Genomic DNA, 19,923 nt, shown 5'->3' on the forward strand with positions numbered 1-19,923 from the left:
GTTCCGGTCGTCGTTCCGGTTGTCGTTCCGGTTGTCGTTCCGGGCGCCGATCGTCGTGGGAGCCTCGGGTGTGCCTCTACTCGTATCGCGATCTCATGCCGCCGTGGCCAGCGATTTACGGTGAGCGGGTGTGGTTTCGGCCAGCGCGATCCGTCCGGCCTCCCCCACGCGGGTCGACCGGTGTGATCACCCCGAGCCGGTCCTCGATCGCCTGCGCCGCCTCCAGGCACATGTCCTCCCGGAACGCCCGCCCGACGATCTGCACCCCTACAGGGAGCCCGTCCACCACGCCTGTCGGTACGGCCACTCCGGGCACACCGACGAAGCTCGTCACGGTGCACAGTCGCATCCCCGCCCCGACCCGGTCCCGGCCCGCCCTGTCGCGCGACTCCAGCCCCGGCTCGACCGGCGGCTCGGTGAACGACGGGCCGAGCAACAGCGGGTACGCGTCCAGGAATTCGGCCCACGAGCGGCGCACGCTCATCCATGTGCCCATCAGCTTCATCAACTCGTCCGCGCTCGCGGGCGGCGTCCGCTCCATCGCCATCGCGATGTAGCGGTCCCCGCCCTGGCCGAGCAGCCGGCGCACCACCGGCCAGGTCGGGGCGAACTCGGTCACGGTGATCCGGCCGTACGCTTCGAGCGCCTCGTCCATCCGCGGTACGTCCCGCACCTCGCGCACGTCGTACCCGGCGTCGCGCAGGGCGTCGGCCGCGGTCTCGATGGCTCCGCGCACCGTGGGGTGGACCCCGTGCCCACCGGGGTCCGCCACGACCCCGACCCTCACCGGGCCGGGGAGCGCTTCGCCGTACGCGGGGACCGGCACGGCCCGTGGGTCTCGCGGATCGGTCCCGGCCAGCACCTCGTAGACGAGCCGCAGGTCGCCGACGCTCCGGGCCAGCGGGCCGTCGGTGACCAGGAACTGGGACGCCGGGCCCGGATCGTCGGGGCCGAGGACGCGATGGTCGGCCGGAAAGCGGCCTGTGGACGGCTTCAGCCCGGCCACGCCGCAGAACTGGGCCGGGACTCGCACCGATCCCCCGGAGTCGTTGCCGAGCCCGAGCGCCGCCATGCCCGTGGCCACGGCCACCGCGTCGCCCCCGCTGGAGCCGCCCGGGGTCCGGCCGCCGTCCCACGGGTTGACCGTGTCGCCGAACAGTTCGCTGCGCGTGTGCATCCCCGCCAGGATCAGGGTGGGAATGTTGCTGTGCCCGATGGGGATGGCCCCGGCCGCGCGCAACCGTGCCACCGGGGGCGCGTCGGCCGGCGCCACCAGATCCCGGAAGCGCTCCGTGCCGAACGTGGTCGGCACGCCTTCGACGGCGGTGCTCTCCTTCACGGTGAACGGCACACCCGCGAGCGGCCCCAGGGGCTCACCGGCGGCCCGTCGGCGGTCGGTCCCGGTCGCGGCCTCGCGTGCGCGCTCCGCCAGGAGTTGCGTGACCGCGTTCACTTGTGGGTTGACCTCGGCGATGCGGTCGAGGTGGCTGTCGACCAGTTCGCGTGCCGAGACGTGCGTGCCGCGTACGGCCTCCGCCTGCGCGGCGGCCGACATCTTCCACAGGGCGTCCCGCATGGTCCTGCCTTCCTCCCACGTACCGATGCGCTCGCATCGGAACCATGACCGCCACCGTATCCCCGTACCGATGCGAGCGCATCGAATAAAGTGAACGTCGAACAGAGTGAGCATGGTGGCGGTGCGCGGCAGAGGGCCGTGGAGCGGGGAGGCGAACGGGCATGCCCAAGCAGGTGGATCACGTGGGCCGACGCCGCCTCATCGCCGAGGCCGTCTGCCGACTCGCCGACGAACGCGGCCTGGAGGGCGTGACCCTGCGCGATGTCGCCGCCCACGCGCAGGTGTCGATGGGCGCGGTTCAGCGGTGCTTCCGCACCAAGGAAGAGATGCTCGTGTTCGCTCTGGAACACGTGGGCGAGCGGATCAGTGAACGCGTACGGGCCCGCCTCGTCAGGAGCCCTGCCCAGTCGGCGGGCACCGCGCTGGGCCATGCGGTCACCGAGATCTCACTGCTCGGGGAGGAGCACCGCGCCGAGGCGCGCGTCTGGCTCGCCTTCGTCGCGCAGGCGGCTGTCAGCGAGGCGCTCGCCGGGACGCTGAAGGCGAACTACGCGACTCTGCACGAGGTGTTCACCCGGCTCGTCGCGGAGGCCGGCGAGGACGCGGACCGCGGCGTGCCCCTCGATCCGCAGCGTGAGGCCCGCACCCTCCTCGCCCTGGCGGACGGCCTCACCACGCACGTCCTCATCGGCCACCTCACCCCGCAGGAGGCACAGGACGTCCTCCACAGGCACCTGGCCGGCCTCTGGGAGCGACCGGGCCCGCCTCCTCGCTCGCATGGGAACCTGGCCGACTGAAGTACCCGAGCACGAACAGCAATTGGGGGAGCCCTGTGTCACGTCTAGCCGCGGGCCTGGAGAAGGAGCTTCCTCTCCGTGTCGAACGGCCGTTTCTGCTCTGGTCCTACGAGGTGTCCCATTGTCGACTCGTACTGCGGTCGCGACCGGGAGGCGGAGCGACGGGTGGAGTGATGGGCGGTGCGGTGGAGGTCGAGTTCCTGAACGTGCTGGGCATGAAGGTGAAGTCCCAGTACTCCCAGCTCCTCATCTCCCGCGCGCCCGCCCCCGGCACGGCGGCCGCCGTCGACATCGACGCGTTCGCGAGCGTCCCGGACCGGCATCGGTCCACATTCACCACGCTGCTCGTGTCGGACGGGGCGGACGACGGATTCGTCATCTGCGGCTCGCTCCGCGTCCGTGAAAGCTGACGGGACGACCTCGCTCGCCGGGGCCGTCCCGTCAGGCTGTCCAAGACTGCCCCCGCGTCTACCGCGCCTATCGCGCCTATCGCGTCTACAGACCGATCGGGTTGAGGTACGTCGCCGGGCGCGTGGCGCCGTCCTGCTTGAGGATCTGGCCGCCGAACGGCCACGTCAGGGTGAAGTGCTCCGTCTCGTTCGGCGGCGTGACCAGGAACTTCGACGGGACGAACTTCTCCGCCCGGGGCGTGGACGCGGCCACGGGGAGCAGAGTGATGCTGAAGTCCACCGTGTCGCCCTTCTCCAGAGTCATCTTCGTGGACTTCTGGGAGGAGCGCATCAACGACCAGGTGCCGTCGGTCGTCTGGGCGCCGACCATGTCGACCCCCGCGAAGCCGGACAGCGTGCAGGTGCGCTCACTTTGGTTGGTGAACCAGATGTAGGCCTGGGTCTGCTTCTCGGTCTGGTTCATCTCCGGCCTCGCGTCGTCCCCCAGCGCGAAGCCGGCCTTCAGGTCGGCGGTGTGGCAGCGGGTCGGCGCGGCCTGGGCGGCGGAGGCCGGTGCGGCGGCAGCGGCGGTGCCTGCGACGACGATCGCCGCCAGGGCCACGGCGGTCAGCTTGCTCTTCATGATGTGTCGGGTTCCCCTCGCGTACGAATCGGCGCACAAGGTCGGTGTGCGCCTGCCCCCCTGTAGATGCGCGTCACACGCAAGAGGTTCGGTGGGGCAGGGAATCTGTTCGGCGATAACCTGGGTTGGCTCAATTCCAGCTACCTACAGGCGAGTTGCCGCCTCAAGGGGCACCTCAGCCCACACCGTCTTGCCCACCGGGCGACGAGGCTCCGATCCCCAGCGCGCGGCCAGGACGTCCACCAGCAGCAGCCCTCGACCGGACTCGCCCTCGGGGTACGACGAGGGCGGGACCGTGGGTGGTCGCTTCGCGGAGGCGGCGTCGGCGACCTCGATACGGACCAGCCCTGCCGCCAGGTCGAGGGCGAGCCGGAGACCGAAGTCCCGTCCAGGTACTCGGCCGTGCTGTACGGCGTTCGCGGCGAGTTCGCCGACGACGAGAGCGACGCTGCACGACACCTCGGACGCCGCCGGGTAACCCCACTCCTCCATGTGCCTGACGGCGAGGTGCCGGGCAAGCCGCACACCTCGCGGGGAGGAGACGAACCGCTGGGCGACCACGGGGAGTCCTGGTTCGTCCGACGGGGTGGTGGTTGCTGTCAGCACGGCTGGTCCGTCCTTGTCTGTCGAGCTGAGACATTTCACGGCGTACGCGAATCGTCACGTTCCGTGTCCAAGAGTCGTCCGATCGCCCTACGCTCGACAGGTGACGCAGCCTTACTTTTCAGTCCGTAAGGAACGGAAGTGACGCTTTGGCCAACGGAATTGATCCCAGCGTGTCGATGGCGGCGCTGTTCGGCGCGCGAGTGCGCAGGCTCCGCACGGCGGCCGGACTGACACAGGCCGAGCTCGGTGACCGGACGCATGTGGTGAGCACGCGGATCACCCAGATCGAGCGGGCGTCCGGGGCGAAGCCGACGCTGGAGCTGGCGCGTGCGCTGGACGCGGTCCTCGGCGCGGACGACTTGTTGGTGGACCTGTGGCCGTACGTGTACCGGGAGGCGTTCCCGGACTGGTCGCGGAAGTTCATGGAGTACTCGGAGCGGGCGGTGACCATCAGGCAGTACGCGGCGCATGTGGTGCCGGGGCTATTGCAGACGGAGGACTATGCGCGGGCGGTGCTGAGGGTCGGCCGAACGCTCAGCAGCGAGGAGCAGTTGGAAGAGCGGGTCACCCTTCGCATGGGACGACAGGAGCGCCTCGGTACGCCCGACCGTCCCGAACTGTGGGTGGTCCTCGACGAGGCAGTGCTCAGGCGTCCGGTCGGTGGCCGGGAGGTGATGGGTGAGCAGTTGGCGCGGCTGCTCGGGACCACGGCGGAACCTCACATCACCATGCAGGTACTGCCGTTCGACCAAGGTGAGCACGATGCCTTGGGCGGATCGCTCACGGTGCTCACCATGCCGGACGGCTCGGAGATCGCCTACACGGAAGGCGCGCACTACGGCCAACTCATCGAGGATCCGGACCAAGTCAGGAGTTTCGCGCTGACTTACGATCGGCTGCGGGCGGCAGCTCTGCCCCCGCTCATGTCGCTCGACATGATCCGATCCGTGATGGAGGACAACCACCGTGGAGCCAACGTCCCGTCCCGATCTGAACGGCGTCGCCTGGCGCAAGAGCAGCTACAGCAATCAGGAGGGAGGCGACTGCGTGGAGGTGGCCGACGGGTTCCGGACCGTCGTCCCCGTCCGTGACAGCAAGGTCCCGCACGGCCCGGTGTTGCACTTCAACACAGCCATCTGGGCGGCCTTCATAGGCGAGTTGAAGACTGGGCGGCACCACCGTCCCTGAGGCGGCCGGGCCCCGGCCGCCGTCCGTCTTCCGGGCTCACCGGGCCCTTGTCCGCGAGGGTCCGGCGGGCCGCTGACCTCCCCAAAGAACCGGGGGAAAGAACTACCCGCCCACCCACCCTCCCTGGCCGCGAGGGGCCGCTTCACCCGTCCGGGTGACCGGCTTGCAGGCGCGGGAGGCGGGCGGTTACGTTCGCCGCGACAACCGCACAAAGACATCGGCCCCCGGCCGGGACTGCAATCCCGAACGAGGGCCTGACCGATCAGGAAGAGAACAGCTTCCCGATGGCTGATTCGCAGTCTAACGCGCGCCTGCGCGCTGACGCCGGAGTACCAACCTCCGGTGTGATCCATGTACGCACCCGGCTGACGGCCGACTTCACGGTGATCTCCAACGCCCTCGCGCAGCGGCGCGGCAGCGCGGTCACGATCGGCGTCGCAACGTACATCTCCTCCCTGCCCACCGGCACCCCCGTGAGCATCACCGCCCTGTGCGCCCACTTCGACGAGGGCGAGATCCTCATCTCGCGAGCGCTCAGGGAACTGGAAGCGGCCGGATACCTGGAACGCCGCCGCGAGCGAACCACCACCGGGCAGGTCCGCACCCGGACGTACTTCTACGACGTACCCGGCGGCAAGCCCGACCCGAACCCGGACGGGCCTCCCGCTCCCCCCAAGCCTCGTCGCCCCCGGACGCAACCCGCCGCCGCCACGCCCGCACCCGCGTCCGCGCCCGTGCGGGACACAGTGGAGACGCCCGTACAGACGCCCGTACAAGCGGAGGTGAAGACGGCGGAGGCACCGGCCCCACTCACCGACGCCGACCCCCGAGCCATCGCCCTGCTCGCCGGCCTCCGCCGGGTCGACCCCCGCCTCGTCCTGTCCGAACGGGAAGCCGCCCGCCTCGCCCCGGCCGTCACCCAGTGGCTCACGACAGGCCTCCTGCCCACCCAGATCACCGACCACCTCACCGCACGCCTCCCAGCAGACCTCCTCGTCCGCCCGGTCGGCATCCTCGCCTACCGCCTCAAGGAGACTCCGCTGACCGCACCGGAGTCCGGAAGCCCCGAGAGCCCAGAGCGCCCGGCGGTCCTGAGAATGCGGAACTGCGACGGCTGCGACCGAGGCTTCCGCTCCGCAGGACACAGCCACTGCCGGGACTGCCGGACCCGGAACCAACTCCCCGCAACCGGCTGAGCCGGTGGCCGGGTGTGCGGTCCGCCCGCAGGTGGGAGGCTTGGTGTGGCACGGTGCGAAATCTGACGCCAAGAGGAGGTGGGACATGGTCGACAGGTTCACGGACGGGCTTCTGACGCCCACGGAAACGGCTTCCTACCTTCAGATTCCTCAGTCGACCCTCACCTCGTGGCTGAAGGGCAAAGCCGCCGGAGCACCACTGGTCCACCAGGTGGAGCCGGTGCGGAAAGGGCAGCCTTCGGTGCCGTTCATCGCGGTGGCCGAGGCGCACGCCCTGCGCTCCCTCCGTTCTCTGGGGCTCCGCATGAGCGAGATCAGGGAGGCGGCTGCCGCCGTACGGGACGCTCTCGACACTCCCTACGGCCTCGTCTCCAAGAGAATCGCCACGGACGGCGTGGACATCTTCATCGAGCACGGCTGGGGGGATCTCCGCAGAGCCCGCGACGGCCAGGTACCCATTCACGAAGTCGTCTCCGACTATCTTCGCTACCTCACCTGGGAGCCGGGCGAGGACTTCCCCTCCAGCCTGCGGCTGAGGCAGTACCCGGACTCCGTCCCCGTAGTGATCGACCCGAGGTTCGGCCACGGTCTCCCTGTCGTGGCCGCGAACCGCGTCACGGTCCAGGCGATCACCGACCTGTGGGAGGCCGGGGAAACCGTCGAGGACATCGCCTACGACTACGACATGACGCCTGAGCAGGTGGACGCGCTCTGCCAGGCAGTGGTGCACCTTGTCGCCTGAGTCCTCCCCGAGTTCTTCCTCGACCGGAATCCCGGTCGCCGTGTGGCGGAGGGCCTGAGAGCCTGCGGGTGGACGGTTCACCGCATCGGAGACGTCTTCCCGGACGACGGCCAGGACATCCCGGACGAGGAGTGGATCACGCACGGTCTCGACCGCTCCTGGGTTCCGCTCTCGAAGGACGGACGGATCAAGACCCGCGACCTGGAGATCCAACCGGTCCTGGAACGCGAGGCGGTGCTGTTCTACCTGGACAACCAGCAGCTTCGCAGCGCCGAGATGATCGATCGCCTCGCCATGCACCGGAACGCGATCCACCGGGCGGTCGAGAAGGGCGGGCCGACGGCCTACGCCGTGCGGCACGACCGCATCGAGCGCACCTGGCCGTGAGGGGATGACGCAGGAACCCGGGACATTCGGGGTCGGTGCCGGGTCGATGCCCTTTCTGCCCTCGGAGTTGCCCCAAAGGGCAGGCCGGAAGAATCCACTTCGGCGAAGCAACCCCTTTCCCCGCAGACCCGTTTTAACAGTCGACCGAGTCACATTCTGTCGACTTCCGGAAGGTGAAGAATTTCCATGAAAGACCTCACCAAGCGGGCGGCCCTGGCCGCGACGACGACCCTGGCACTGACGGCCTCCCTGACCGCCCTCACCGCGACGAACGCGTTCGCGATCAATGAGGTCAGCTGTGGCCGGAGCGACTTCGTGCAGGTCACCTACCACCAGCCCGGCCGCTCCGACACCAACGTCTGCTTCGCCAACGCCGGAACGGCTCCCCTGCCCGGCAACTCGTGGATCACCCGCATCTCGACCGGAAACAACCGCGTCCAGTGGTTCGGGGACGCGGCATGGCAGCCCGCCAACGGAATCAACAAGTGGAACGTGATGACCTGGCCGAATCACCCCGGCGGGGTGAGCGCTTCCTGGATCAAGATCCTCTGAAACGCACGGCAATTACCCGAGTGAAGGACCGGCGAGCACGGAAAAGTCCTGCCGGTGACCACAATTCTGAAAGGCGTCGAACTCCATGAGAAACATCGCCAAGCGGGCGGCTCTGGCCGCGACGACGACCCTGGCGCTGACGGCCTCCCTGACCGCCGTCACGGCCACGGAGGCGTTCGCGATCAATACGGTGCCGTGCGGCCCCAGCGAGTTCCTGCGGATCACGGTCCACTCGACCGACTCCGGCGGCCCCTACGACTGGTGTGTCGCCAACGCCGGCACCTGGGACATGACGGGCGCCAACATGTGGCTGCACCGGATCTCGACCGGCAACAACCGCGTCCAGTGGTACGGCGACGGTAGGTGGCAGCCCGACACACCGATCGCGAAGAACACCGTCTACACCTTCTCGAACCACCCGGGCGGCGTGCGGATGGACAAGTTCAGGATCCTCTGAACCACCGGCACCGACGGGACGGCGATCCTGCCCGCACTGCCCGGTCGCCGTCCCGCTCGTCCCGTGGCCCTCGCCCCCGGCCCATGCGCCTCACTACGATCAGCGGCCATGGACTGGCTGGAGCGGGTGGCGAAGCTGAGACAGTGGACCAGGAACGGGACGCGCGCTCCGCACAAGCCGCTGCTGCTTCTGCACGCCCTCGGCCGGTTCCAGCAGGACCCCGACGGCGAACTGCGGTACAGCGCGGTCGAGGAGGACCTCCAGCGTCTGCTGACCGAGTACGGCCCGCCCCACAGGACGTCACCCGCCTACCCGTTCCACCACCTGGTCAGTGACGGCGTCTGGGAGGTCCGTACGGATCGCGGCCCCGGCAGTCCCGGGAGCGGGGTGCGGGATCTCCGGGAGACGGGTGCCACCGGCCGGCTCTCGGCGGAATTCGGCGCCGCGCTGCGCAGCGAGCCGGAACTGCTGCCGCGCGTCACGCGGTTGCTGCTGGACCGGCACTTTCCGCCCTCCGTCCACGGGGAGTTGTGCGAGGCCGTCGGCCTGGAGCTGGACCCGGCGGAGGTCGTCCCCCTCTCGACCGTACGGAAGCAGCGGGACCGGCGCATGCGCGAACTGGTGCTGACGGCCTACGAGTACCGGTGCGCCTTCTGCGGCTACGACGGCCGGCTCGGCCCGGTCCCGGTGGGGCTGGAGGCCGCCCATGTGCGCTGGTGGGCGCTGGGCGGACCGGACGACGTCGACAACGGGCTGTGCCTGTGCTCGCTCCATCACAAACTCTTCGACAAGGGTGTCCTCGGGGTCGACGGCGACCACCGCGTCCTCGTCTCCCAGCACTTCGTCGGCCACAGCCCCGCCGCCCGGGAGCAGGTCATCGCCCTGGCGGGACGTGCGCTGGTCGGTCCGCAGCCGGGCGTCCGCCCCGTGGCGGCCGACCACCTCGACTGGCACATCAGCCAGGTCTTCCGCGGCACACCGCGCCCCGCCACGGCTGCCTGAGGGCAGTCCTCCGCCAATGCCATGGCCGCTCACGGCACGTCACGGTTTGTGGTCTTCTCGTTCAGGTGATCTTCGTCCGGTAGGGAACTTCCTGGCACCTACTATCCCTTCTCGTGACAGATAGGAAGATCCGGCGAGCAGCCGATGTGGTCGTTCTCGGTGCCGGTCCGGCCGGGCTCGTGCTCGGCAATCTCCTCCAGGACAGCGGGATCGACTGCGTCCTCCTGGAGCGTGCCGAGCGCGCGCACGTCCAGACGCGGGCGCGGGCCGGGTTCCTGGCCGCCCACACCGTACGGATCCTGGAGCGGCACGGGCTGGCCGAGGGGCTGCGCCGGGACGGACAGGCCCACAGCACCTGCGAGTTCCGCACGGAGGACGGCCGGTTCCGGCTGGACTACAGCGGCCTCGGGCGCGGTGAACGGCACACCGTCTATCCCCAACAGCGGCTGGTCACGGACCTGTTGACGCGGTTCCTGGCCGCCGGCGGACAGGTCGAGTTCACCACCGAGGCCATGGACGTCCTCGACGCCGACACGGACCGGCCCTCGGTGACCGTGCGCGACCAGGACGGGCGGCCCGACCGCTGGCGGGCGCGGTACGTGGCCGGGTGCGACGGACGGCACGGCGTGGCCCGCCGGTCGCTGCCGGCCGGCTCCGTACGCCGTCACCACCTGGACCACGGTGTGACCTGGCTCGGACTGCTCGCCGAGGCACCGCCCAGTCTGGACGCCGTCGGATACGCGGTGCACGAGCGGGGTTTCGCCGGGCACATGGCGCGGACCCGGGACATCACCCGCTACTACCTGCAGTGCGAGCGCGGGACCCCGGCCGACGCCTGGTCCGAGGAGCGCCTCTGGGACGAGCTGGAGCTGCGGATGCGGGCGACGGAGTACGGTCCGCTGCACCGGGGCCCCGTGGTGCAGCGGACCGTCGTCGACCTGGAGTCCGATGTGCTCGAACCGCTGCGGCACGGTTCCCTGTTCCTGGTGGGCGACGCCGCCGGTCTCATCAGCCCGTCCGCGGCGAAGGGCGCCAACCTCGCCGTTCTGGAGGCGGAGTTCCTCGCCCGCGCCCTGATCGACGCGCTCCGGCACGGCGACACCGGGGGGCTCGACACGTACTCCGCGCGCTGTCTGCCGTACATCTGGCGCGCGCAGGAGTTCTCGCACTGGATGATCGGACTGCTCCACGGCCCACCCGGCAAGGACGGCCACGGCCCCGGCACGGACGGCGGCTACAGCACCGACGGTCACGGCACCGACGGTCACGGCACGGACGGCACGCTCTCGTTCCACGACTCCCTGCGGCGCGCCCGCCTCGCGTCGCTGCGCAGCTCGCGCACCCGGCAGGACTGGTTCGCCGAGCACTACGTCGGCGTATGAGGTCGGCCCCTCTTCCCGATCCCCGCCCCGCCCTCCCCCAGCCCCGCAGTTCCCTTATCCCTCCCTTTCCCTCCGCCCTCCCGAATTCCGCACCCCCGAATGAGGATCCCCGCAATGATCACGACGTTGTCGGGCGACAGCGACACGTCCCGCCTGCGCGCGACGGTCGACTTCGTCAAGGAGCAGGACACCGCCGCGCTGCTCCCGCTGCTGCTGCCCGGCCTCGACGGTCCCGAGCTACGGGCTCTCGCGGAGCGCTGCCGCTTCTCCCACGCCGCGCTGCTCGTCTTCCCCTCGGACGAGACGGAGTTGCGCGCCATGCTCACCGACTGCGGGCTCGGCGCGGTCCCGCCGCCGAGGCCCAGTGTCGTCGTACGCGAGCGACTCGCGCTGCGGCATCGGCGGCCGCGGGCCGAGCTGGACATCGGCATCGTGCGCCCCTCGGTGGTCGGCGCGGGCGGGGAGCACCGGACGGTCGAGGTGTTCGCCCTGACCGTGCCGCCGGGATCCGGCCTGGAGACGCTGGCCGCGCACGAGCGGGAGCGGCAGCACGAGACCCACCTCGCGTTCGACGTCACGGCGCCCGAACCACTGGTGCTGCGCGGCCTGTGCGCGACCTTCGCGCGCTACGGGGCCACCCCGGACGGCGGCGGCTACAACCCGCACGAGAACGGCACCGTCCTCTACTTCGACGCGCCCGCCGAGGCCAAGGCCGGGTACCGGCGCGTGGAGCTGTACGTCCCCGGCGACCACCGCGACGTGCTCGCCGACCACCTCGCCGGGCACCGCGCACGGCAGCCGGCCGAAACGCTCCTGCGCCTGCTGACCGGGGCGTGGACCACCCAGGCGCTGACCGCCTTCGCGCAGCTCGGGGTGGCCGACGCGATGGACGGCGAGCGGGGAACCGGCGTGACGGAGCTGGCGCGGGAGGTCGGCGCGCGGCCGGAGAACCTGGCGACGCTGCTGCGCTACCTGGTGATGCTGGGCGTGGTGGCGGAGGGCCGCGACGGCTTCCGGCTCACCGGACCGGGCGCGCTGCTGCGGGCGGACGCCCCGGGGTCGATGCGGGCGCTGGCGCTGATGTACGGCGGCCCGTTCTACCGGTCCTTCGCCGGGCTCGGGCACACCGTGCGCACCGGAGAGGTCGCCTTCGAGCACCTCTTCGGCGAGAACCACTTCGACCACTTCGCCCGCGACCCCGAACTGGCGGAGCTCTTCGACCGGTCCATGGCCGCCGGGTCCGCGATGTTCGACCCGCTGCCCGCGCATCCGGTGCTCACCGCCGCGGCTGAAGCCCCGGTCGGGGGCACGGTGGTCGATGTGGCGGGCGGCAACGGGGAGTTGCTGGGCCGTGTCCTCGCCGCGCACCCCCGTCTGAAGGGGGTCCTGCTGGAGCGTCCGCACGCCGTCGAGGCCGCCCGCCGCCGACTGGCGGAGGCGGGGCAGGGCACGCGGTGCGCCTTCGTGGCCGGCGACTTCGCGGACGTCCCCGCGGGCGGTGACGTCTACGTCCTGTCCCGCGTCCTGCACGACTGGGACGACGAGCGCTGCCGCGAGATCCTGCGCCACTGCGCCCGCGCGATGCCCGACCACGCCGATCTCCTCGTCGTCGAACGCGTCCTGCCCTCCGACGGTTCGGTCTCGCTGGCCACGGCCTGGGATCTGCACATGATGTGCAACGTCGGCGGGCGCGAACGGCGCGCCGACCACTACGGCCGGCTGTTCGCCGACGCGGGCCTCGCCCTGGTGGACCGGAGCCCGCTGCCCCTGGACGGGAACGTGCTCCACGCGAGGAAGTCCCGGGCCGCCGTCCAGTGTGAACGCAGGTGTGAATAGCGGCATTCGGGCTGGGGATCAGCATGTCCCGGTAAGCGCTGTCTCGCGAGAAAAACGCGCGACTACTCTGATCCCACTGAACAGCCATTCGAAGGCACGGCACAGGGAAAAGGTGACGGGCGATGCCGCTGAGGCCCGGTGATGTGGAGTCCATAGGCGGCTACACGCTGACCGACCGGCTCGGCAGCGGCGGCATGGGCATCGTCTACCTGGGCCGCTCGGCCTCGGGACGGCAGGTCGCCGTCAAGGTCGTCCACCCCCCGTACGCGCAGGACGACGAGTTCCGCACGCGCTTCCGGCAGGAGGTCGCGGCGGCACGCCAGGTCAGCGGGGCGTTCACGGCGCCGGTGGTGGACGCCGACCCGGACGCCGAGCAGCCGTGGATGGCGACGCTGTACGTGCCCGGCCGCACCCTCTCCGAGGTCGTGGCCGAGGACGGGCCGCTGGGCGGACGTGCGCTGCGCACGCTCGCCCTGGGGCTCGTGGAGGCGTTGCGGGACATCCACCGGGCGGGGGTGGTGCACCGCGACCTGAAGCCGAGCAACGTCCTGATGGCCGAGGACGGCCCCCGCGTCATCGACTTCGGCGTCTCGCACGCCGTCGACAACGAGGCCCTCACGGTGACGGGGCGGCTGATCGGGACGCCGCCCTTCATGTCGCCGGAGCAGTTCGCCTCCCCCCGGGAGGTCACCGCCGCCTCGGACGTGTTCTCGCTGGGTTCGGTCCTGGTGTACGCGGCCACCGGGACCCGTCCGTTCGACGGGAGCAGCCCCTACCTGACGGGCTATCAGGTGATGTACGAGGCGCCGGCCCTGGACGGGGTCGCCGAACCGCTCCGGAGCATCACCGAACGCTGCCTGGCCAAGGACCCGGCCGAACGCCCCGATCTCGCCGAGCTGCACAGCCTGGTCCTGACGCTGCCGGAGGCTCCGGAAGCCAAGGAGGCTCCGGAGCCTCCGGAGACGCCGGACGCGCCGGTACCGGCGGTGTCGACCGCACCGGCGGCACCGATGGGACCGGGGGAACCGGCGGAACCGGCGGAACCCGTTGAGTCGGCGGCAGGCTCCCCGGCTTCCGACGCCCCGGATGCCCAGGATGCCCGCGACGGGCGGCCCGCTCGGCAGGGAGGTCGTGGGCGGCGTCTCCTCATCGGCGTCGGCGCGGTCCTGGTCGTCGCGGGGCTGAGCTTCATGCTGCTGACGACGACCGGGGAGACGGAGGAGAGCCCGTCAGGCTCGGGGGCTGGGACTGGGGCTGGGGCTGGGACTGGGACTGGGACTGGGGCGGGTTCGGGGTCGGGGTCGGGGTCGGGGTCCGCCGCCGTGTCCCTGCCCCCGCAGCACGTGCGGTGGGACTACCAGATCGGCGGGGCGTACACCCTGCCGGCCGGCGTGCGGGTGGTCAGCCGTAGCTACGAGGACCCGGCTGCGCCCGGGGCGTACAACATCTGCAACTTCAACGCACTCCAGGCGCAGGAGGACGCGGAGGACGACTGGGACTCCGATCTGCTGCTGCGCGACGCCGCCGGGAAGGTCGTCCGCGACGAGGACTGGAACGAGGCCGTCCTGGACATTCGTACGGCCGCCAAGCGGCAGCGCATCGCCGCCCGGGTGAATTCCTGGATCGACGAGTGCGCGGCCAAGGGGTACCAGGCGGTCGAGCCCGACAACTACGACACGTTCACCCGCTTCCCGGACCAGCTCACGGCCGATCAGGCCAAGGCGTTCATGAAGCTGCTGTCCGCGCACGCCCACGCGAAGGGCTTGGCCGTCGCCCAGAAGAACACCCTGGAACTCGCGCCCGACCGCACCTCCGTGGGGCTGGACTTCGCCGTGGTGGAGGAGTGCGGCGAGTGGGACGAGTGCGGTGATTTCGCGAAGGCGTTCGACAACAACGTCTTCGTCGTCGAGTACACGGCGAAGGGCCTGGCGAACGCCTGCGAGGGCTGGGGCGGCGAACTGAGCATCGTCCGCCGCGACCAGAACGTGGTGCCCGAGGGCACCAGCGGCTACCTCGACGAGACCTGCTGACACCGTCCCCGCGGGGTACGCCTGCCGGACCTGACCCTTCGCACCCGGCCACCCCGGTCACCCCGGCCACCCCGCCTCACCCCGGCCGGACACGTACCCGGCACCAGAGTTCAGGTCGGCCGTCCGGTCCGGCTCAGGGCTCGCGGCGGAGTACTCGGAAGCTCTCCAGGGCCTCCAGCAGGGCGCGGACGTCGTCGCGTGGTGTGCCGGGCGGGACGAGGGACAGGACGTCGGCCACCCGCACCGGGTCCGGGCCGGCCAGCGCCCGGGTCACCGCCGTCAGGGCACCGGGCCCGAGGGGGGTGCGGGTCTGGAGGCCGTTGGCCGTGCAGAGCGTCCCGTCGTCGCCGTCCGGGGCCCACAGGACGCGCGCGCCGGGCACGGTCCGCAGGCGGTCGTCGTCGGCGAGGGGAAGCGGCGCGGCGGCGGCCGGTGCGGGCGCGAAACCCCCGGACGACCAGTGGCGCAGGGAGACGGTGGTGACGCGGGGGCCCGTCCGCTCGGGCCGGGCGAAGGCGGCGAGCGCCCGCACCGCACCGCCGAGCGCCTCGGGGAGCACGGGGGACAGCAGGCCGTCCAGGCCGGGGCCCGGTGCGCCGGCCTCGGCCTCGGGGACGTGGAGCAGGGTGTCCAGGCTGCCGCGGCCGGTGAGCCGGGTCGGGTCGAGGTCGGCGATGAGGGCCTCCACCTCGTAACCGGCGTGGTGCTCGTCCCGGGGCACACCGACGTTGACGCTGGTCGCGGGGGACGTCGTGGCGCTCTCGCCGACGTGGTAGTAGTCGGCGGGCCAGTACAGCAGGTCGCCGGGCCCCACGTCGGCGGAGAAGGACCCGGGCAGGTGCCCGGTGTAGTCGACCTTGGTGGAGACGGCCTCGTCCCACGGCCTGCGCGGCCAGAACCGCATGCGCTTGCGGCCTCGGAGCCCGAACATGAAGGTGGCGAAGCGGTCCTTGTGGACGCCCACGGGGCTGTGCTCGTAGGTGCCGTGGAACAGGGTAGTGATGGCACCGGTCACGGGCAGGCCGACCGCTTCCCACAGGCCGGCGTAGAAGGCGCGCTCACGCGACCACAGGGCGGCGTCGAACGCGTGGAAGTCGTTGACGACGAGGGCGTACCGCGAGCCGCCGAGACGGGCAGCCAGCCGGGTGTCGTATCCGTCGAAGCCACCGTCGGCGGCGGTCGGCAACAGGCCGTCGGCCGTGTCGCGCTGGACCCGCTCGACCGTCAACTGCGCGTGCGGCGGCACCCGTTCCTCCGGTCCCGCGCACGGGCCTGCGTGCACGGCCGCCCGGAACACCTCCGACACCTCGAAGGGGGCGGGCGACAGACCACGGAACAGCACGGGCGACCGGTCCCAGTACCGCTCCACGAAGGTCGTCCAGTCGAACTCCGTCTCCACCGCCACCGCCGCCGCCACCGAGGTGCTCACCTGCCGCTCTCCCGTCCGGCCACGTACACGTCCGTGTCCGTGTCCGTGTCCGTGTCCGTGTCCACGTCGTCCATGTCGACGCCCCGCAGCGTGTACAGCTTCTCCAGCAGGGCCACGACGGCCTCGTCGTGGCCGGGGCCCGCCACGGCGCACAGCTCGCGGACCGTGGGGGTGTCGCCCTGCCGCAGGCGGTCCAGGACGCGTTCGCCGAGGGTGCCGCGGAGCGAGAAGGCGTGGCCGTCGACCGCCCAGAGCCATGTCTGCCCGTCGTCGAGGGGCATCCGGACGACGGCGGACGCGGGCCGCAGGCGGTCGTCCGGGGAGAGGCGTACGGGTGGCCGCGCGTCCGGGGCGGGTTCCAGACCGGCGGCGCTGACCCTGCGCGCCCACACGGCGCTCAGCAGCCGCCCGAGCCGTGGCGTCGCCGTCACCTCGCGCACCAGCTCCGCCGTACTCGCCAGTTCGGGCACGTCGGGCGGGGTCGGGCCGTCGGGCGGGTACGGCAGGTAGGGGACGCGCTCCTGGCCGCGCCGCGCGTGCACCAGACCGGCCACGACGCCCGTGACCTCCGCCGTCGCCAGTCGGGGGTCGCGGGGCACCAGGAGCCGCAGGGCCATGGTGCGGGGACCGAAGGTCAGGGTGTGCGGCCGGTCGGCCGGCCAGTGGAGCAGGTCGCCCGCTTCCGCGTCGAGGGCGGCCCCGGAGCCCCGGGGCGTGGCCGTCAGGCTGCCGCGCAGCACCCAGACCAGGGCGGAGTGCGGGGAGCCTTGGCTCTCCGCGATGCCCTCGCCGAGGACGAGTTCGGCGACGACGGGCAGGACGGGAAAGCCGACCCGCTCCCACAGGGGCGTGACCAGGGAGCGCACCCCCGCCCACAACGGCCGGTCGAGCATGAGTCCCTGCTCCACCACGAGCAGCCGGCCGCGTCCCGCCATCCGCTGGTCGAGGCGCTCGGCGTACCGCTCGGCGGTCGTGTCCTCCGGCCCGGGCAGCAGGTCGCCCGGGGCCCGGATCCGGCCGTCCTCGACGTGGAAGCGGACATCGGGCAGGGCCTGGAAACGGGTCCCGGCGCGGAACGGTCGCGCGGCCTCGACCATCGTCGTGTAGGCGCGGTCGGCGTCGACGGTGAGCGGCCCGCCCGGCGCGGGCACCACCACCGGTGTCCGCTCCCAGTGGCGGGCGGCGAAGAGGTCCCACGCGGTCCCGGTCACCCGGTGTGCGGCTGGTACCGGCGGTGCAGCCGGCCGGCGTACCGGGCGAGCGGCTCCATCCTCAGACGGCGACGACGTTCGTCCACCTGCTCGGGCTGTTCGATGGGGCACGGCTCCAGCTTCCCTTCCCGCATGCGGAACTTGGTCCCGTACAGCTGCGGCCGGCCTTCCCGGACCCGCAGCGCGTCGGTCACGTACGCCACCTGACGCCAGGGCAGATCCCCGTCGCGGGCGGCCTGTTCGATGAGCCCGAGGCACTCGTACTGGAAGTCCGCCGGCCCCTCGGCGTGCTGGAGGAGCCGGCAGGCCGCGGCCGCCGCCGCCGGGCCGACGAGGGCCCTGCCCGGCCAACCGTGCCGTCGCACGACGTCCTCCAGCCAGCGGACGGCCGCGGCGGTCAGGGCGCGCAGTCTCTCCCCGGTCTCCTCGTCGCCGAAGCGGGAGTCGGTCCAGCGGGCGCGCAGGGCCGCGTCCACCCGGTCGATCGCCAGCAGGCGCCGCCGCACATCCAGTGCGGGGGCGGGCCGCACGTCGGGTCCGGGGGCGGGCCGCACGTCGAGCGCGGGGGCGGGCCGCGCCTGCGGTTCCGGGCGGATCCTCGTCGTGTCGCGGTCCCAGGTGTAGACGATCCGGCGCCCGGCCTGCGGCCGGTCGAAGGCGACCTCGCCGGAGTTCCGGTCGGTGAGCCGGACGTGGACGCCGTCCCCGTGGAGGTCACCGGGCCCGACGGTGTCGTACACGTACTCCACGGCGTCCCGCAGGGCCACGCCGAGGCCGGCCAGGTCGCGGCCGCGGTCGTCGCGGACAGTGGCCGACGGCGGCCAGTCCGGGTGCGGGGGCCCCGGTACGGGAGTGGGGGCCGGTCCGGTGCGCAGCAGTGGCCCGCCCTCGGCGGAGCGGAAGAAATAGGGGGCGTCCAGCACGTCGAGCTGAGCCGTCTCCTCCGGGCCGAAGACGGTGTCGGCGGGACCCGGTGTCGTCGTGGTGACGCGGTCGGCGAGCACCTCGGTGTAGGCGGCCGTCGGCTTCAGCAGGACACGGACGTGCCGCTCACGTCCGGCGCGGACCAGGAAGGACCGGATGACGTCGTGGTGACGGGACATGAGGGTCCAGGCGTCGAACATCCCGCGCAGGAACTCCGGGAGGTAGGGCCCGTATCCGGTGCGCCCCAGGGTGTCCGCGACGACCGTGCGGGTCCGGTCGCGCGCGCAGGGCCGGCTTCGGCGCACCAACCGCAGGCCGCCGTCGGGGAGTTCGGTGAAGTGGGCGACCGGTCCGTCCAGGGTGCACCAGCGCGGCTGGTCCTCCAGCCCCGGGTGGTGGTGGTCCCCGGCTTCGGTGTCGGCGACGAGGCCGGTGTCGTAGAGGCGTGGCAGCGGCGCGAGGAAGATCTCCAGGTCGACCGGGTAGAGGAGGGGTTCCGGCTGGTCGGAACGGGTCCCGGCGAGGATGTTGCCCTCGGCCAGGTCGGCGATGCCGAAGCGGAACGCGACGGCGGCGAGGGATCCCGCCCGGTGCCAGAGGAGTTCCGCGCGGCGCCGGCCGAGCCGGGTCCCGTCGAGCCGTCTTCCGGGCGCCGAGCGGATCGGGCCCCACTGCGGGGGCGGCTCGATCCACTCCTGCCAGGTGTAGTCCCGTCCGTCGGGGCCGCTGCCCGCCGTACAGCGCAGGACGGGCAGGACGACCGGTCCCGTGACGGGCGGCAGGGAGTTGAGGAGGGCGAACACGGAGTCCTCGGGGGCGAGGAAGAGCAGTTCGCCGTCCACCGGGCGGGGCTTGTACGCGACGACGCCACCGCCGCTCAGGCTCACCCGCAGGATCCTGCCGCGGCCGTTGTGCGTCTCCCCGCCCTGGGCCTCGATGCCCGTCAGGGGCGGACGCAGCGCGGGCCGGTCGAACCAGGGCCCGGTGACGTCCCGGCTCACCCGCTCCAGGAACCGGTCCAGGAACGTCGTCCAGTGGGTGTGCTGCTCGTCGGCCGCGTAGGGGACGCCGGCGGCACAGGCGGTGAACGCCTCGGCCACGAGCGGTCCGAAGAGGGCGCCGTCGGTCACGTCGAGCAGACCGGGGGCGAGCAGGGTGCCGTACCGGGAAGTGGCGTGCCCGCACCAGGCGTCCAGGGCGTCCAGCACCGCGACGACGGGGGCGAACCGAGGGGAGGCGAGGGCCGCCGCCAGGACGTCCGCGTCGCCGTCGCCGGCCAGGAAGCGGTCGTGTACGAGCAGACCGTCGTCGGCGAGCCGCAGCACCGGAGGGAACAACCGGCCCGCCGTACCCGCCCTCACCGCCGCCACGACCTTCCGGGCGGCGGCCGAGGCGAGCGAGCGCGCGGGGCGCGGACCGGCGGCCGAGCCGTGCGGACCCGCGAGCCGCGGGCCGGTGGCCGGTGCCACGTCCGGCATGGCCGGGGCCGCGTCCCACAGCACGTCGATCACGGTTGGTGTGCCTCCCCCTGAACGGTGCCGCCCGCCGACAGCCGAGCGGCACCTGCGCGATGGCC

General features: G+C 71.9%; 19 protein-coding genes. 13 read left to right on the forward strand and 6 right to left on the reverse strand.

The annotated features are described in order from the left end of the window. Positions 1 to 115: 115 nt before the first annotated feature. Positions 116 to 1,576 carry an amidase gene (locus tag ACZ9QC_RS19700; RefSeq protein ID WP_472921323.1) on the reverse strand — a complete coding sequence of 487 codons (1,461 nt, stop codon included), beginning with the start codon at positions 1,574 to 1,576 and terminating at the stop codon, positions 116 to 118. Between the two features lie 161 nt (positions 1,577 to 1,737). Between ACZ9QC_RS19700 and ACZ9QC_RS19705 the strand changes: the two genes are divergently transcribed. Together ACZ9QC_RS19705 and ACZ9QC_RS19710 are read left to right on the forward strand one after the other, a co-directional pair. After that, positions 1,738 to 2,373, forward strand: a complete 636-nt coding sequence (locus tag ACZ9QC_RS19705; protein WP_472921324.1) for a TetR/AcrR family transcriptional regulator — start codon at positions 1,738 to 1,740, stop codon at positions 2,371 to 2,373. Between the two features lie 173 nt (positions 2,374 to 2,546). Beyond that, on the forward strand, positions 2,547 to 2,783 hold the full coding sequence (locus ACZ9QC_RS19710) for a hypothetical protein (protein WP_472921325.1): 237 nt from the start codon (positions 2,547 to 2,549) through the stop codon (positions 2,781 to 2,783). Positions 2,784 to 2,868: 85 nt separating this feature from the next. Here ACZ9QC_RS19710 and ACZ9QC_RS19715 read toward each other — a convergent pair whose 3' ends face one another. Together ACZ9QC_RS19715 and ACZ9QC_RS19720 are read right to left on the reverse strand one after the other, a co-directional pair. Next, a complete protein-coding gene (locus ACZ9QC_RS19715; protein ID WP_472921326.1) occupies positions 2,869 to 3,405 on the reverse strand; it encodes a DUF4232 domain-containing protein in 537 nt (178 codons plus the stop codon). Between the two features lie 144 nt (positions 3,406 to 3,549). Continuing rightward, entirely contained in the window at positions 3,550 to 4,011 is a 462-nt protein-coding gene (locus ACZ9QC_RS19720; protein WP_472921327.1) for an ATP-binding protein, read from the reverse strand. A 176-nt stretch (positions 4,012 to 4,187) separates the two neighbouring features. Between ACZ9QC_RS19720 and ACZ9QC_RS19725 the strand changes: the two genes are divergently transcribed. The 11 genes from ACZ9QC_RS19725 (at position 4,188) to ACZ9QC_RS19775 (ending at position 14,783) form a co-directional block, all read left to right on the forward strand. Beyond that, positions 4,188 to 5,102, forward strand: a complete 915-nt coding sequence (locus ACZ9QC_RS19725) for a helix-turn-helix domain-containing protein (RefSeq protein ID WP_472921736.1) — start codon at positions 4,188 to 4,190, stop codon at positions 5,100 to 5,102. Continuing rightward, on the forward strand, positions 5,065 to 5,199 hold the full coding sequence (locus tag ACZ9QC_RS19730) for a DUF397 domain-containing protein (protein WP_472921737.1): 135 nt from the start codon (positions 5,065 to 5,067) through the stop codon (positions 5,197 to 5,199). The genes ACZ9QC_RS19725 and ACZ9QC_RS19730 overlap by 38 nt, the downstream gene beginning before the upstream one ends. A 284-nt stretch (positions 5,200 to 5,483) precedes the next feature. Continuing rightward, positions 5,484 to 6,395, forward strand: a complete 912-nt coding sequence (locus tag ACZ9QC_RS19735) for a hypothetical protein (RefSeq protein WP_472921328.1) — start codon at positions 5,484 to 5,486, stop codon at positions 6,393 to 6,395. Positions 6,396 to 6,480: 85 nt separating this feature from the next. Beyond that, positions 6,481 to 7,137 (forward strand): DUF433 domain-containing protein, encoded by a 657-nt coding sequence (locus ACZ9QC_RS19740; RefSeq protein ID WP_060887836.1) that lies wholly within the window; start codon positions 6,481 to 6,483, stop codon positions 7,135 to 7,137. Between the two features lie 42 nt (positions 7,138 to 7,179). Then, complete coding sequence (locus tag ACZ9QC_RS19745; protein ID WP_472921329.1) at positions 7,180 to 7,524, forward strand: PIN-like domain-containing protein; 345 nt, start codon at positions 7,180 to 7,182, stop codon at positions 7,522 to 7,524. A gap of 186 nt (positions 7,525 to 7,710) precedes the next feature. Continuing rightward, a complete protein-coding gene (locus ACZ9QC_RS19750) occupies positions 7,711 to 8,076 on the forward strand; it encodes a beta/gamma crystallin domain-containing protein (protein WP_472921330.1) in 366 nt (121 codons plus the stop codon). An 85-nt stretch (positions 8,077 to 8,161) separates the two neighbouring features. Beyond that, positions 8,162 to 8,533: a beta/gamma crystallin domain-containing protein gene (locus ACZ9QC_RS19755; RefSeq protein ID WP_467331151.1), complete on the forward strand. Its 372-nt coding sequence runs from the start codon at positions 8,162 to 8,164 to the stop codon at positions 8,531 to 8,533. A gap of 108 nt (positions 8,534 to 8,641) precedes the next feature. Next, positions 8,642 to 9,535: a phosphorothioated DNA-binding restriction endonuclease gene (locus ACZ9QC_RS19760; RefSeq protein ID WP_472921331.1), complete on the forward strand. Its 894-nt coding sequence runs from the start codon at positions 8,642 to 8,644 to the stop codon at positions 9,533 to 9,535. 146 nt (positions 9,536 to 9,681) lie between these two features. Further along, positions 9,682 to 10,917 carry a 4-hydroxybenzoate 3-monooxygenase gene (locus ACZ9QC_RS19765; RefSeq protein ID WP_472921738.1) on the forward strand — a complete coding sequence of 412 codons (1,236 nt, stop codon included), beginning with the start codon at positions 9,682 to 9,684 and terminating at the stop codon, positions 10,915 to 10,917. Between the two features lie 114 nt (positions 10,918 to 11,031). Further along, entirely contained in the window at positions 11,032 to 12,753 is a 1,722-nt protein-coding gene (locus ACZ9QC_RS19770; RefSeq protein ID WP_472921332.1) for a methyltransferase, read from the forward strand. A 122-nt stretch (positions 12,754 to 12,875) separates the two neighbouring features. Next, a complete protein-coding gene (locus tag ACZ9QC_RS19775) occupies positions 12,876 to 14,783 on the forward strand; it encodes an endo alpha-1,4 polygalactosaminidase (protein WP_472921333.1) in 1,908 nt (635 codons plus the stop codon). 133 nt (positions 14,784 to 14,916) lie between these two features. On the opposite strand, the gene ACZ9QC_RS19780 is transcribed toward ACZ9QC_RS19775, so the two are convergent. The 3 genes from ACZ9QC_RS19780 to ACZ9QC_RS19790 are packed head-to-tail and all read right to left on the reverse strand — an operon-like array spanning position 14,917 to position 19,858. Beyond that, positions 14,917 to 16,212: a JmjC domain-containing protein gene (locus ACZ9QC_RS19780; RefSeq protein WP_472921334.1), complete on the reverse strand. Its 1,296-nt coding sequence runs from the start codon at positions 16,210 to 16,212 to the stop codon at positions 14,917 to 14,919. Next, complete coding sequence (locus ACZ9QC_RS19785) at positions 16,209 to 17,423, reverse strand: cupin domain-containing protein (RefSeq protein WP_472921335.1); 1,215 nt, start codon at positions 17,421 to 17,423, stop codon at positions 16,209 to 16,211. The genes ACZ9QC_RS19780 and ACZ9QC_RS19785 overlap by 4 nt, the downstream gene beginning before the upstream one ends. Continuing rightward, positions 17,420 to 19,858: a DUF6624 domain-containing protein gene (locus tag ACZ9QC_RS19790; RefSeq protein ID WP_472921336.1), complete on the reverse strand. Its 2,439-nt coding sequence runs from the start codon at positions 19,856 to 19,858 to the stop codon at positions 17,420 to 17,422. Before ACZ9QC_RS19790 ends, ACZ9QC_RS19785 begins: the two co-directional genes overlap by 4 nt. Between the last annotated feature and the right edge of the window lie 65 nt (positions 19,859 to 19,923).

It is taken from the genome of Streptomyces sp. HUAS MS02, from assembly GCF_055702265.1.

Bases quoted from the DNA above. Each gene is read 5' to 3' on its own strand.
- ACZ9QC_RS19755 (WP_467331151.1), top strand. From the start codon at position 8,162: ATGAGAAACATCGCCAAGCGGGCGGCTCTGGCCGCGACGACGACCCTG.
- ACZ9QC_RS19750 (WP_472921330.1), top strand. From the start codon at position 7,711: ATGAAAGACCTCACCAAGCGGGCGGCCCTGGCCGCGACGACGACCCTG.
- ACZ9QC_RS19710 (WP_472921325.1), top strand. From the start codon at position 2,547: ATGGGCGGTGCGGTGGAGGTCGAGTTCCTGAACGTGCTGGGCATGAAG.
- ACZ9QC_RS19760 (WP_472921331.1), top strand. From the start codon at position 8,642: ATGGACTGGCTGGAGCGGGTGGCGAAGCTGAGACAGTGGACCAGGAAC.
- ACZ9QC_RS19770 (WP_472921332.1), top strand. From the start codon at position 11,032: ATGATCACGACGTTGTCGGGCGACAGCGACACGTCCCGCCTGCGCGCG.
- ACZ9QC_RS19725 (WP_472921736.1), top strand. From the start codon at position 4,188: ATGGCGGCGCTGTTCGGCGCGCGAGTGCGCAGGCTCCGCACGGCGGCC.
- ACZ9QC_RS19735 (WP_472921328.1), top strand. From the start codon at position 5,484: ATGGCTGATTCGCAGTCTAACGCGCGCCTGCGCGCTGACGCCGGAGTA.
- ACZ9QC_RS19700 (WP_472921323.1), bottom strand. From the start codon at position 1,576: ATGCGGGACGCCCTGTGGAAGATGTCGGCCGCCGCGCAGGCGGAGGCC.
- ACZ9QC_RS19715 (WP_472921326.1), bottom strand. From the start codon at position 3,405: ATGAAGAGCAAGCTGACCGCCGTGGCCCTGGCGGCGATCGTCGTCGCA.
- ACZ9QC_RS19775 (WP_472921333.1), top strand. From the start codon at position 12,876: ATGCCGCTGAGGCCCGGTGATGTGGAGTCCATAGGCGGCTACACGCTG.
- ACZ9QC_RS19705 (WP_472921324.1), top strand. From the start codon at position 1,738: ATGCCCAAGCAGGTGGATCACGTGGGCCGACGCCGCCTCATCGCCGAG.
- ACZ9QC_RS19740 (WP_060887836.1), top strand. From the start codon at position 6,481: ATGGTCGACAGGTTCACGGACGGGCTTCTGACGCCCACGGAAACGGCT.